This is a genomic window from Stutzerimonas kunmingensis (assembly GCF_900114065.1).
In the GTDB taxonomy this organism is placed as follows: Bacteria; Pseudomonadota; Gammaproteobacteria; order Pseudomonadales; family Pseudomonadaceae; genus Stutzerimonas; species Stutzerimonas kunmingensis.
In genome coordinates this window covers 73,190-85,896 of the sequence record NZ_FORS01000001.1, presented here as the reverse complement: position 1 = coordinate 85,896, position 12,707 = coordinate 73,190, and the positions used below count along the sequence as shown (strand labels likewise).

General features: G+C 58.6%; 9 protein-coding genes. 2 read left to right on the top strand and 7 right to left on the bottom strand.

What is annotated here, in order from left to right; genetic code table 11:
• The first annotated feature begins 18 nt into the window (after window positions 1-18).
• Entirely contained in the window at window positions 19-627 is a 609-nt protein-coding gene (locus BM275_RS00405) for a DJ-1/PfpI family protein (RefSeq protein ID WP_090518942.1), read from the top strand.
• A 41-nt stretch (window positions 628-668) separates the two neighbouring features.
• Here the strand turns inward: BM275_RS00405 and BM275_RS00400 are convergent, their stop codons facing one another.
• The 4 genes from BM275_RS00400 to BM275_RS00380 form a co-directional block, all read right to left on the bottom strand.
• A complete protein-coding gene (locus tag BM275_RS00400) occupies window positions 669-1,247 on the bottom strand; it encodes an MFS transporter (RefSeq protein WP_244153825.1) in 579 nt (192 codons plus the stop codon).
• A gap of 282 nt (window positions 1,248-1,529) precedes the next feature.
• Window positions 1,530-2,222 (bottom strand): GNAT family N-acetyltransferase, encoded by a 693-nt coding sequence (locus tag BM275_RS00390; RefSeq protein ID WP_090518941.1) that lies wholly within the window; start codon window positions 2,220-2,222, stop codon window positions 1,530-1,532.
• Window positions 2,223-2,329: 107 nt separating this feature from the next.
• The gene (locus tag BM275_RS00385) at window positions 2,330-2,680 is read right to left on the bottom strand and encodes a TfoX/Sxy family protein (protein WP_090518940.1); all 351 of its coding nucleotides are present in this window, start codon (window positions 2,678-2,680) and stop codon (window positions 2,330-2,332) included.
• 80 nt (window positions 2,681-2,760) lie between these two features.
• Window positions 2,761-3,486, bottom strand: a complete 726-nt coding sequence (locus BM275_RS00380; RefSeq protein WP_090518939.1) for an FMN-dependent NADH-azoreductase — start codon at window positions 3,484-3,486, stop codon at window positions 2,761-2,763.
• Between the two features lie 117 nt (window positions 3,487-3,603).
• Between BM275_RS00380 and gcvA the strand changes: the two genes are divergently transcribed.
• Window positions 3,604-4,503, top strand: coding sequence for a transcriptional regulator GcvA (gcvA, locus tag BM275_RS00375; protein ID WP_090518938.1), 900 nt, complete (start codon window positions 3,604-3,606; stop codon window positions 4,501-4,503).
• Window positions 4,504-4,955: 452 nt separating this feature from the next.
• On the opposite strand, the gene BM275_RS00370 is transcribed toward gcvA, so the two are convergent.
• From BM275_RS00370 to BM275_RS00360, 3 genes are all read right to left on the bottom strand, one after another.
• Entirely contained in the window at window positions 4,956-7,505 is a 2,550-nt protein-coding gene (locus tag BM275_RS00370; protein ID WP_090518937.1) for a toll/interleukin-1 receptor domain-containing protein, read from the bottom strand.
• Between the two features lie 78 nt (window positions 7,506-7,583).
• A complete protein-coding gene (locus tag BM275_RS00365) occupies window positions 7,584-8,831 on the bottom strand; it encodes a ribonucleotide-diphosphate reductase subunit beta (protein WP_023445554.1) in 1,248 nt (415 codons plus the stop codon).
• 478 nt (window positions 8,832-9,309) lie between these two features.
• Entirely contained in the window at window positions 9,310-12,189 is a 2,880-nt protein-coding gene (locus tag BM275_RS00360) for a ribonucleoside-diphosphate reductase subunit alpha (protein WP_090518936.1), read from the bottom strand.
• Window positions 12,190-12,707: the final 518 nt, after the last annotated feature.

Sequence of the window (12,707 nt, the reverse complement as noted above, 5' to 3'; positions counted from 1 at the left end):
CCAGCGCTGGACCCAGCCATGCACATTGCCATTGTTACCTTTGACGGCTTCAACGAACTGGACTCGCTGATCGCGCTCGGCATCCTGAACCGCATCAAGCGGCCGGGCTGGCGCGTGGCGCTGGCTTCGCCGAGCGAGATGGTCACCTCGATGAATGGCGTGCGGCTGTATCGACAGGCTTCTCTAGACGAGCTCGAGTTCTGCGACGCCGTGCTGGTCGGCAGCGGCATCAGAACCCGTGAAGTCGCTCAGGATCTCGCCGTGATGCAGCTGCTGGCACGGCTCAATCCCGCACGCCAGCTGATCGGCGCCCAGTGTTCGGGCACTCTGTTGCTTGCCAAAGCGGGTTTGCTGAATGGCGTTCCCGGCTGCACCGACCTCACTACCAAGCCCTGGGTGCAGGAAGCGGGTATCGACGTGCTGGAGCAACCCTTCTTCGCCCGCGGCAACCTGGCAACCGCCGGCGGCTGTCTGGCGTCCATCTATCTGGCGGCTTGGACGTTGGCACGGCTGGTTGGGCTCGATGCGGCAGCCGAGGCGCTGCACTACGTCGCGCCGGTAGGGGAGAAGGAGGACTACGTAGCGCGAGCGCTCGCCAATATCGAGCCGTATCTGAACTGCGCCTGAGCGTCGCCAATTGGTTGATCAGGTATCTCGATACGGCTGCGTCATAGCGGTTGCGCCTCTTGCGACGGCGCGGTGAGCTGCACGGCGAGGCCCATCAACAGCATGATGCCAACGGCCATCAGCAGCCAGGCATCCGCCAGGCTCGCCAGTCGGTCGCGCAACAGGCCTGCTCCCAGCGGGGCCAGGCTGGCAATCAGGTAGCCGCCGCCCTGAACGAATCCCAGCAGCGAGCCGGCGTCGGCCGAGTCACGTGCATGGTCCATGGCCAGGATCAACGAGAGCGGGAACAGCGCGCCGATACCTACACCCAGCAGAATCGCCGTCGGGATTGCCAGCGCCAGCGGCGCCAATGCCAGGCACAACAACCCGCCCAGCACCACGGCCAACACGCCCAGCACCAGCGGCCGCCGCTGCCGGATTCGTCCGATCAGCGCGGAGAGCAGCAATCCGGCGCCCACTTCCGCCAGGCTGATGCCGCCGAGCAGCAGGCCGCCGTCCGCAGCGCTCCAGCCAAGGCCCGTGTAATAGGGCGGCAGCCAGGCCAGCACCAGGGTATAGGCCGCCGTACCGATGCCGAAGAACAGCAACAGCCGCCAGGCATGTGGCGATTTCAGCGGCAACGGCCGGGAGGCGGTTCGCTCTGATCGACGGCCTGATGACCGCCCACGTCGAGAACGAAAAAACGGCCCTCGCCACACTCAGTCGCGACGAACAGGAACAGCTCGACAGGCTGCTGGGCAAGTGGCTGGCCGGGCGCTAGCGCGACGCCTGGCGTAAGCCGCGATAAAGAACGCGCGGTTCGACAAGGCGAGGCGTATATCCGCGATGGATTGAGGTGTGGCTCGTGAATGGAGCAGTTGCGCGGGCTCGGTATCACCCGAGCCAAGTGACTCCTCGCGCGATCAATGCAAGCGCCGAACGCTCGATTGCTGCACCAGCTCCTGCGCCTGGCGCGCCAGTTGATCGAGCAGACAGTCGCGCTGTTTCTCCGCCTCGCTCATGGCCTTACGGCCGTTCTGCTGCACCAGGTAGCTGTAGATCTGCCGAACTTCCTTGGACTGGAAGATCGGCTCCAGATCCTGCACCGCCACCGCACCGTTCGAAGCCTCGTTACGGGTATTCATCACCACCTGCGGGCCGCGCGCCACCAGCGGCTGAAAGCCCAGTGCGCTGAAATACGGCACCTTGCCTGCAACGCAGGTCACCTCGGCATGGGGATAACGCGCCACCATCGTCTCGACCATGGCCCGACCGATGCCTTGGCGGCGATGGCCGGCGTCCACCGCCAGATAGACCAGCGCGCAGGCTTCGGGATCGTCCACAAAGGGCAGGTACAGCGCGAAGCCGAGCAGGACCGCCGGGTCCTCAGCATCCAACGCCATGATCAGCTCCGGCTTGCCCGCCTGCGCGCCGTCCATGCTGTCGAGATAGCGATGCACCTCGAAACCAACCACGTACTGGTACAGCTGATACAGCGGGTTGCTGGGCTGCAGCGAGACGGGGCTGATGTCGCCGAGGTAATCCACCACCATCTGCAGCACCTGGCTTTTCAGCGATTCCGGCGGCGGGGTGTCGAGGTGGGTGAGGGTGAACATGGCGGCGCTCCGGGGCGGTACGGAAAATGGCGCATTGTACCGGGTGGCATGCGACTGGCCAGGTGAAGCCGCAGGACGATCGATGCTACGAACGATGCAGTCTGCCGCTATGGGGCAGCCGTATCTGGCTTTCTTTTCCTCGGCTTGCGTGGCGCAGGTGCCGGCATGAGGCGAGCCGTTTCGATCACCAGGCGGCGGAGTTCGTCGGCATCGTCCAGCAGCTCGTCCGCCACCGGATAGTTCTTCGCGCCGGGGTAGGGCGGCGCTTGCGGCAAGTCCGGGGCGAGCGTCTCGGCGGCCGCCGAGGGCTTGATGAACAGGCTGTTGTCGCAGACGAACGCGACGACCTTATCGTCCAGATAAAGGGCGTACTCGCCGAACATCTTCCTGTACGTCAGTCTGCTCCCCAGGCCGATCTGCTCCGCCACGTACAGCACGAAATCTTTGTCGCTCGCCATGTCTGCTCCGTTGTCTCGACCGGGTGCCATACCCATGGAGCGTATCGTGGAAAGCGAGGCCGTTTCCACGCGTTGCCGCCTTACACCTGATCGAACTCCACCTGCCTTGCCCGCGCATGGAGTGGGGGCGCATCGAGTGCCGACTGCAGCTCCGTGACTAAGGCATCGACCTGGCGCAGCGCCTCGGCCACCGAGGCGGCCAATACCTCGCCACCGGTTTCCTGACCTTCAATCGCGATCTGGTGAATGCGGGTGATCCCGATGAAATTAAGCGCCGTCACCAGGTTCGGCTCCAGGTGATTCATGTGCGCCATCTCCCCGCCGGGACCAAAGCCGATGCCGCCGCGGGCGCTGAGGATGACCGCATGCCGTGGCCGGTCCGCCAGCAGCGGCACGTACGGGTCGGGCAACTTGCTTTCGTCGACCTCGACCGTCCGGCCCGGGCGCACGATCTGGTCGATCCAGGCCTTCAGTGCCGCGGGCATGCCGAAGTTGTAGAGCGGCGTACCGATGACCAGTACATCGGCGGCGATCAGCTCATCGACCAGCTGGTCGCTTTCCGCCAGCGTGTCCCGCATCCACGGCTCGCGGCGCTCTTCCGGCGTGAAGCTGGAGGCAATCCAGTCATGGTTGATAAACGAAGGCGGGTTCTGGCCTATATCGCGGTAGACGATGCCGTCCTGCGCGCGGCGGGCCGCCCACTGGCTGACGAAGCGGTGAGTGAGGTTACGGCTGTGGGAACCGTGCTCGTCCTTGCCGGCAAGGCCGGGGCGGGCGCTGGCATCGAGGTGCAGAAGGTGCGTCATGATGATTCTCCTCTGTGATTGAATTCATCTGTGGTTCGCGGTAAATCCAGCCTATGGCTAGGCTGTACTGGCGACAAACGACCATTTCTTACAACTACAGATGAGAGAAACTCAGCCATGGCGCACCGCCGGTTACCTTCGCTTTCTGCGCTGCGGGCCTTCGAAGCCGCCGCCCGCCACGAGAGCGCCAAGCAGGCCGCCGAGGAGCTGAATGTCACCGCTACGGCGGTTAGCCACCAGATTCGTTCGCTTGAGGAATCCCTCGGCGTGGCGCTGTTCCTGCGCAAACCGCGGAAGCTGGAACTGACCGACCAGGGGCGCGAGCTGCAACAGACGCTGGAAGCCGCGTTCGACAGCATCAGCGCTACGGTCGAACGCCTGAGTGCGAAGCCCTGCCGCCAGGCGATCACCCTCAGCACCACACCGGCCATCGCGGTGCGCTGGCTGGTGCCCTGGGTCTGCCTGCTGCGCGATTCCCATCCGGATATCGATCTGCGCTTCCATACCTCCCATGAGCCAGTCGCGCTGGATGGCGTCACGGCGGATATCGCCATCCGCTACGGCGACGGCCGCTGGCCCGGGCTGGTGGCGGAGAAGCTGTTCGATAACACCTTCGTCCCGGTCTGCAGCCCGCACCTTGGTTTGCGTGATATAGCCGAGCTGCCCAAACACCCGCTGATTCACTTCCGTGCGCAAGCCGCCTTGTCCGCCCCGATTCATTGGGCGTCGTGGCAGAAGCTCGCCAACGTGGCGGGACTGGATGTGAGCGCCGGGCTGGTCTTCTCCGACGAAACCCACGCCATCTCCGCCGCCATCGGTGCGCAGGGTGTGGCGCTGATGAGTCGGCAGTTGATCGAGGACGAACTGAGGGAAGGGCGGCTGGTGCAACCGTTCGGGCCGGAGATGGAGGGCAAGCCGTTTCATCTCGTATATCCCGAGAGCCGTTGGGATGACCCGACGGTTCGGGCGGTGAGGGAGTGGGTGATGGCAGTGCCGGGTGGGTTGTGTGAGTTGTAGCTTCGCTGGTTGTTTGCGTCTGTGCCGCTGCTGTTTATCACTGGGGGATTGAAGCACTGGTTCCGCCCTGCTGGGCGGGTCACTTTTGTCAGTCGCGACAAAAGTAACCAAAAACGCTTGCCCCTCCATCCGGCCCTGCGCTTCGCTCCGGGTTCGTTCGCTCCATCGCTATTCCAGGGGCACGCCGCGAAGGGCCATCCCTGGCCCATCGCGGCTCTCGCGGCATCCATGCCGCTCAACCCCTTCCACGACGATTCCACTCACCCTCCTGATAAGGGGCGATTGGTGTCGCCTGCCGGTCCGTGCAGAAGAAGCAAATAACCAAAGAGTTCTCGGGCGACTCGAAGTCCGTCCCCGTCAGTTGGCAGAGTGGAGGTGTTGCGTAGCAGCGTAGGGTGGAAAAACCGGCGAAGCCTTTTCCACGCGTCACTTCCAGGCTACCTCGCTAAATATTAGGCTTTTCCAGCTTTTTTATGGTCCATTAAACGCTGGCCCCGTATCGAGATTCCTAACATGCTAGAAAGCTGTTGCTTTTCCTTGTAGTCAACAGGAAACATATAGATATGCTGAATAACCATTTCTTTTAATATTCGTAAGCAAACAGGGTTATTTTTTAGTCTTTCCTTTGTCTGTTCAATGGTTGGTATGTGCAGTGATCTTGTAAATTGAAGTTGAACAGCTTGATTGATTAAGGTGTAAGCAGGTGTGTTTTCCTGTTTTGATAGAGCGTCATAGACCTCAAACGCCTCCTTCGATCCAATAGAGGACGCAATTTTTCTAACAACGCCATTTATTACGCCGTAGGTTAAGTGTAGATACGTATTTTGAGCGTACCCTTCAATCTCCTTGTCAGAGATATGTGGATGCTCGGATAGCATCTGCTCAATCACTTTGATTATTTCTGACTTTGAGGAGTCAGATATTTTTATGAAATAATCTAGGAACCGTAATCCGGTAGCTGCACCGCTGTTTGCTAGCTGATAAAGAGCATCTCTTGGTATGGTCGCATAACGATTTCGAATTATTTGGCCGGCAATTTCCATGCCTTTAAAAGACTTATTGATGCTGGAAAGAATGTCCAATGGAGCATCCGCATCATCATACGTCGTCGCGCTGCGATCTCTCTCCATGGCGTCAAGAGAGCGGTTGCGTTCGTCTCTTTCGTTTTGAATTTCCCTTTGTTCTAAAACTAAATCAGGGATTTTTTTCATGAAGTCATCCATGAACGAAAGCTGATGTTTCGTCAAGGTTGCGCAAGACTGTTCTTGGAATAAGGATCCAAGTACCTCATTAATTTTGTTAAGTACCCATGAGTCTTTTGTATGGTGGGTAATAAATATAAGTATATTGGCGTAATCTTCTCGGTGAAGGCGCTCAAGTAAAAGATCAACGTTTTCTTTAATAAAGGGATCTTCGGCAAAGCCTTCGGCTATTTTCTTTCCGACAAAAAAATAGTAGATATATGGGTATTTGAAGCCAATTTTTCCATGTTTTTCGGAAAGTATTGAATGTGCTAGTAGCTTTTCAAGGATCTCCATTTTGTCGACGGAAAGATAAGTCTTTTCGTACTCAAGGAAAAAGTTATCGATCTGATGCCGGTTCAGTCCTTCACCTAGTTTGAAAATATGCCACGATATTTCAGTTAGAACATTTAAGTACTTCTCGTACTCTCTGCCGTTAATTTTTGCTTTTTCGAACGACTGGTATATGAGTTGCTGGTAACAGTGACCATACGATGTTAGCTCGATGTTCTGCTGAGCATATGCTTCGAACATTTGCATGAGCATAAGTACGTAGATCGGTTTTGGTGGAACGATGTTTCGTTTGATAACGGTGTTGAGTTGCGACTTTAGCTCATCACACTTTGAGTATAGATCGTTTTCGTTGATGCTTTCTTCTACTCCAAGTGCGATCCATTTTCTAATTATTTCCTCGCGCTTAAAGTTTCCCAAGCCTAAAAGTGTGCACGCCGTGTATTTTGAGAGTGCTGGCACTTCCGTTCTTATGTAATTGAACGCGCTGTGGCAAGTGCAAATTATCCAGTCAAATTCCTTCGCTAGGTTTTCTAAGAAAATATTCCTGTATTTCTCGTTTAACCCTATCTCATCTAGATTGTCGATCAACGCTACTTTGCGTTGTTTATCGACAAGTTTTTCCAGAATCGGGCCGTCATATTGCTTTGTTAGGCGCTTTTCTATAAGTTTATCTGTGTCAGATTTGGTGATTCCTGTCGCATCTAGATATACAGGTGTGATTCCTTTTGATGCTAGCTCAAAAAAAGCCTTTTTAAGGAATGACGTTTTGCCTTGCTGCTCTTCGCCAAGAATCAAATAAAAGCCAGGTTCTTTATATACGGTGTCGGCTTCGGAGATATTGATCTCTTTTTCTTTGAATTCTCTTTCGAATTCGACGTCAGGGATTACATAAATGTCTGAAAGTAGAACCTTGTCGACCTTTCTATGGCTCAATACAATTTCTGTGTCTTTTAACCAGCGATTGAAATCAACTGAGACCGTTACAGGCGATTCTGCCTGCAAAATCTCTTTGCTTGGCGGCCTGGTCGTGAATTCAGTGATGTACTTCTTTAGCCCAGTTACTGCATCCAGCCACGCTGAGTCTTTATTTTCCCAAAGGGTGATTGCCTTTGCGTCTTTAGGGACTGCTTGATATTTAGAGAAGTCGCACTCGTGCCAGTCGCACGGCCTGACTATTATTGAAATAATCTTGGCTGATCCTTCAGCATGTCTTTCTATTGCGCGCTTTACTTCTACGTCTAAGCAGTATGAAGATGCGAGGAAGCTCGGGCTAACTAAGAAAATTATGATATCGGCAGAGTCTAGGTTTTCATCAATGCTGCCTTTCCAGTCATCGCCAGGAATTATCTTTCTATCATGCCATATCGAAATAATTTCCTTTCTCTTTAGCATGGAAAGGTGGTCTTCCAAGTCTTCCCGATGAGCTTCGTCTTTATGCGAATAGCTGATGAATACTTTTTTCCGCATTTATAAAGTCCCTTTTAAAGCCGATAACGAAAAAGCCAGCTCATCTGAACTGGCTTTCCCCTGTAGACAAATAGCTTATCAGTCCCAGCTCAACGCCCCACCAGTCTGATATTCAATAACCCGCGTCTCAAAGAAGTTCTTCTCCTTCTTCAAGTCCATGATCTCGCTCATCCATGGGAACGGGTTGGTAGTGCCCGGATACTCTTCCTTCAACCCAATCTGCGTCAGACGCCGGTTGGCGATGAACTTGAGGTAGTCCTCCATCATCGCGGCGTTCATGCCGAGCACGCCACGGGGCATGGTGTCGCGGGCGTATTCGATTTCCAGCTGGGTGCCCTGGAGGATCATCTGGGTCGCTTCGTCCTTCATGTCGGCGTCCCACAGGTGCGGATTCTCGATCTTGATCTGGTTGATCATGTCGATGCCGAAGTTCAGGTGCATGGACTCGTCACGCAGGATGTATTGGAACTGCTCGGCGGTGCCGGTCATCTTGTTGCGGCGGCCCATGGAGAGGATCTGGGTGAAGCCGCAGTAGAAGAAGATGCCTTCGAGTACGCAGTAATAGGCGATGAGGTTGCGCAGGAACTGCTTGTCGGTCTCCGGGGTGCCGGTCTGGAAGGTCGGGTCGGAGATGGAGCGGGTGTACTTGAGGCCCCAGCTGGCCTTTTTCGCGACGCTCGGGATCTCGTGGTACATGTTGAAGATCTCGCCTTCATCCATGCCCAGCGATTCGATGCAGTACTGGTAGGCGTGGGTGTGGATCGCCTCTTCGAAGGCCTGGCGCAGGATGTACTGGCGGCACTCGGGGTTGGTGATCAGGCGGTAGGTGGCCAGCACGAGGTTGTTGGCGACCAGGCTGTCGGCGGTGGAGAAGAAGCCGAGGTTGCGCTTGACGATGCGGCGCTCGTCTTCGCTGAGGCCGTCCTTGCTCTTCCACAGGGCAATGTCGGCGTTCATGTTCACTTCCTGGGGCATCCAGTGGTTGGCGCAACCATCCAGATACTTCTGCCAGGCCCAGTCGTACTTGAAGGGTACGAGCTGGTTGAGGTCGGCGCGGGCGTTGATCATGCGCTTCTCGTCGACGCGCACGCGGGCCGATTCGCCTTCCAGTTCGTTGAGGCCTTCCTGGATGTCCAGGTCGTCCAGCGCGCGCTTGGCGCGGGCGATGGCGTCGGAGTCACTGGCGGCAACGGCGCGGGCTTCTTCCACGGAGCCGGCGGCGTCGTTGTCCAGCTTGGCTGCGGTCTGGCCTGCAGGCTGCGCGGCAGCGGGGGCCGGCGCGGCGGTGGTGGTGTCTTCTTCGTTGAATTCGTCCCAGCTCAGCATGTGCGATAGCTCCTGATCGGGGACCGGGGCTTGGCCGGTCGGATATGTTTGGGTGCTTTTGGTTTGCACGCAAAAGCGGGTATTTGGTTTGGGCCGAGGTAGGTCCGGCCTTTTGTATCGTCTGGTGGGGCTGCCCCTCTCCCCGGAGGGGCGAGGGGGCGGTCGGGTGTCTGGTCCGACCGCTTGTGTTTGTCTGGAGGGTTGCCCCTCACCCTAACCCTCTCCCCCAGGGGGACTGGTTTGGTGTTGGCGTCTGGCTTGTTCGATCGATAGCCACCGCGTTGGCTGTGGGTACCTGGCAAGCGAGAACGGGTCGTTCGCTTCGTTCTTAAAAAACCGCTCGGTGTGAGCGGGTTCCAGAGCGAGGTCGCGCTAGGCGCCCGTCAGTCCGGAGCCCCTGAGCGTACGCATGTACGTGATGGGGGCCGGGCTGGCGGGCAACAACGCGCGGACCGCTCTGGGGGCCGCGACTTTGAAGTTATTGGCAGGCTTCGCAGTCGGGGTTATCGATGGAACACGCCAGCGGCACCGGAGCCGGCTGCGGCTCGGCGGCCGGCGCGGCGCTGGCGGAGTTCGCCGCCTCGCTGCCACCACTGGACACGGCGTTCAGCTTGCCGGTGTTGATGGTGGACTTCTCGGTGCTGGTCGCGGCCAGGGCACGGAGGTAGTAGGTGGTCTTCAGGCCACGGTACCAGGCCATGCGGTAGGTCACGTCGAGCTTCTTGCCCGAGGCGCCGGCGATGTACAGGTTCAGCGACTGCGCCTGGTCGATCCACTTCTGGCGGCGGCTGGCGGCGTCGACGATCCACTTGGTTTCCACTTCGAAGGCGGTGGCGTACATGTCCTTCAGATCCTGCGGGATGCGCTCGATCTGCTGTACGGAACCGTCGTAGTACTTGAGGTCGTTGACCATGACCGGGTCCCACAGGCCGCGGGCCTTGAGGTCGTGGACCAGGTACGGGTTGATCACGGTGAACTCGCCGGACAGGTTCGATTTGACGTACAGGTTCTGGTACGTCGGCTCGATGGACTGCGACACGCCAACGATGTTGGAGATGGTCGCGGTCGGGGCGATGGCCATGATGTTGGAGTTGCGGATGCCTTTCTTGACGCGCTCGCGGATCGGCGCCCAATCCAGGGATTCGGTCAGGTCGACGTCGATGTACTTCTGGCCACGGGCCTCGATGAGGATCTGCTGCGAATCCAGCGGCAGGATGCCCTGGGACCACAGCGAGCCCTGGAAGCTGGAGTAGGCGCCACGCTCGTCGGCCAGGTCACAGGAAGCCTGGATGGCGAAGTAGCTGATGGCTTCCATGGACTTGTCGGCGAAGTCGATGGCGGCATCGGAACCGTAGGCGATGTGCTGCAGGTACAGCGCGTCCTGGAAGCCCATGATGCCCAGGCCCACCGGGCGGTGCTTGAAGTTGGCGTTCTGCGCCTGCGGCACGCTGTAGTAGTTGATGTCGATGACGTTATCGAGCATGCGTACAGCGGTGCGCACGGTGCGCTCCAGCTTGGCGGCGTCGAGCTTGCCGTCCTTGATGTGGTTGACCAGGTTGATCGAGCCCAGGTTGCAGACGGCGATCTCGTCCTTGTTGGTGTTCAGCGTGATCTCGGTGCAGAGGTTGGAGCTGTGCACTACGCCGACGTGCTGCTGCGGGCTGCGCAGGTTGCACGGGTCCTTGAAGGTCAGCCACGGGTGGCCGGTCTCGAACAGCATCGAGAGCATCTTGCGCCACAGGTCCTTGGCCGGCAGGGTCTTGAACAGCTTGATCTTGCCGTACTTGGTCAGCTCCTCGTAGTACTCGTAACGCTCCTCGAAGGCGCGGCCGGTGAGGTCGTGCAGGTCGGGGACGTCGGACGGGGAGAACAGGGTCCAGGGGCCGTCGTCGAAGACGCGCTTCATGAACAGGTCCGGAATCCAGTTGGCGGTGTTCATGTCGTGGGTGCGGCGACGGTCGTCACCGGTGTTCTTGCGCAGCTCGAGGAATTCCTCGATGTCCAGGTGCCAGGTTTCCAGGTACGCGCAGACCGCGCCCTTGCGCTTGCCGCCCTGGTTGACCGCGACGGCGGTGTCGTTGACCACTTTGAGGAAGGGCACGACGCCCTGGGATTTGCCGTTGGTGCCCTTGATGTAGGCGCCCAGTGCGCGCACCGGGGTCCAGTCGTTGCCCAGGCCGCCGGCGAACTTGGAGAGCAGGGCGTTATCGCGGATGGCGTCGTAGATGCCGCCCAAGTCGTCCGGCACGGTGGTCAGGTAGCACGACGACAGCTGCGGACGCAGGGTGCCGGCGTTGAACAGGGTCGGCGTCGAGGCCATGTAGTCGAAGGACGACAACAGGTTATAGAACTCGATGGCGCGGGCTTCTTTCTGCTCTTCTTCGATGGCCAGGCCCATGGCGACGCGCATGAAGAAGATCTGCGGCAGCTCGAAGCGGACGTTGTCCTTGTGGATGAAGTAGCGGTCGTACAGGGTCTGCAGGCCGAGGTAGGTGAACTGCTGGTCGCGCTCGTGGTTGAGTGCGGCGCCCAGCTTGGCCAGGTCGTAGCTCTTGAGCTTGGAATCGAGCAGTTCGAACTCGACGCCTTTCTCGATGTAGGCCGGCAGGGCCTTGGAGTACAGGTCGGCCATCTCGTGATGGGTGGCGGCTTCGGCAACGTCGAGGAAACCCAGGGCTTCGGCACGCAGGGTGTCCATCAGCAGGCGCGCAGTGACTTGGCTGTAGTTCGGCTCACGCTCGACCAGGGTGCGGGCAGTCATCACCAGGGCGGTGTTGACGTCCTTCTCGGCCACGCCGTCGTAGAGGTTCTTCAGGGTTTCACGCTCGATCAGCGCGCCATCGACCTCGGCCAGGCCTTCGCAGGCTTCGGTGATGATGGTCTGCAGGCGACCCATGTCCAGCGGCTGCTGGCTGCCATCGGCGCGGGTCACGCGGATGCTCGGGTGCGGCTGGGCGATGTCGTTGGCCGCGGCGCTCTTGCGCTCCTGGCTACGGGCTTCGCGGTAGATCACGTAGTCACGCGCGACCTTCTGCTCACCGGCGCGCATCAGGGCCAGTTCGACCTGGTCCTGGATTTCTTCGATGTGGATGGTGCCACCGGAGGGCATGCGACGACGGAAGGTGGCGGTGACCTGCTCGGTCAGGCGCGCGACGGTGTCGTGAATACGCGAGGAAGCGGCAGCGTTACCGCCTTCCACTGCGAGAAAGGCCTTGGTGATGGCGACGGTGATCTTGTCGTCGGTGTAGGGGACGACGGTACCGTTGCGCTTGATCACGCGCAGCTGGCCCGGGGCGGTAGCCGCCAGATCCGGTGCATCGGCTGACAGCGGGTTCTCGCGAGTGGATGGGTTCTGCATGGGGGCTCCGGATTCTCTCTTTTAGTCGCGGTTCTGGTTCTGTCTGCGCGGGCTTCGTTGAGCCCGGGCGTCGTTACTGCATCAGCCATGCCCCGCATCGCGGTGCATGGTGGTATCGCAAGGAATAGTCCTGACTAGGCCGCTGACGAGCTAAGTCGTTGCCGGAAGGATAGTCAGGCTGGAAAAACTGTCAACACAATATGTTGTGTTTTGTCTTGGCTCCGAGCACAGCTGCTAGTTCCGCGCTTGAAGTCAGGGAGACGACTGTCGAAGGCTTGCATTAATGCTTGACCTGAGGCTGCCGACGGTGTTGCAGAGCAATGGGAGGCAGGGCGATAGCCCAGCTCTCGAAAATGTCTCGATTGTGTCAGTTGCGGTGCGCAGGCCCAATATCTAGGGGTCAAGGCGCGCAGGAGCGACAAGATAATGCTGGCTCCGGGCCAATGCAAGGCAGCCGTCTGGGATAACCTGTGGATAACGTGTGTGCGGATTGTGGGTGAAAGCGCGGCGTCCGGCCG

Excerpts from the sequence above, each read along its gene's own strand:
- BM275_RS00405 (WP_090518942.1), top strand. The coding sequence starts at position 19 with ATGCACATTGCCATTGTTACCTTTGACGGCTTCAACGAACTGGACTCG.
- BM275_RS00390 (WP_090518941.1), bottom strand. The coding sequence starts at position 2,222 with ATGTTCACCCTCACCCACCTCGACACCCCGCCGCCGGAATCGCTGAAA.
- BM275_RS00385 (WP_090518940.1), bottom strand. The coding sequence starts at position 2,680 with ATGGCGAGCGACAAAGATTTCGTGCTGTACGTGGCGGAGCAGATCGGC.
- BM275_RS00380 (WP_090518939.1), bottom strand. The coding sequence starts at position 3,486 with ATGACGCACCTTCTGCACCTCGATGCCAGCGCCCGCCCCGGCCTTGCC.
- gcvA (WP_090518938.1), top strand. The coding sequence starts at position 3,604 with ATGGCGCACCGCCGGTTACCTTCGCTTTCTGCGCTGCGGGCCTTCGAA.
- BM275_RS00370 (WP_090518937.1), bottom strand. The coding sequence starts at position 7,505 with ATGCGGAAAAAAGTATTCATCAGCTATTCGCATAAAGACGAAGCTCAT.
- BM275_RS00365 (WP_023445554.1), bottom strand. The coding sequence starts at position 8,831 with ATGCTGAGCTGGGACGAATTCAACGAAGAAGACACCACCACCGCCGCG.
- BM275_RS00360 (WP_090518936.1), bottom strand. The coding sequence starts at position 12,189 with ATGCAGAACCCATCCACTCGCGAGAACCCGCTGTCAGCCGATGCACCG.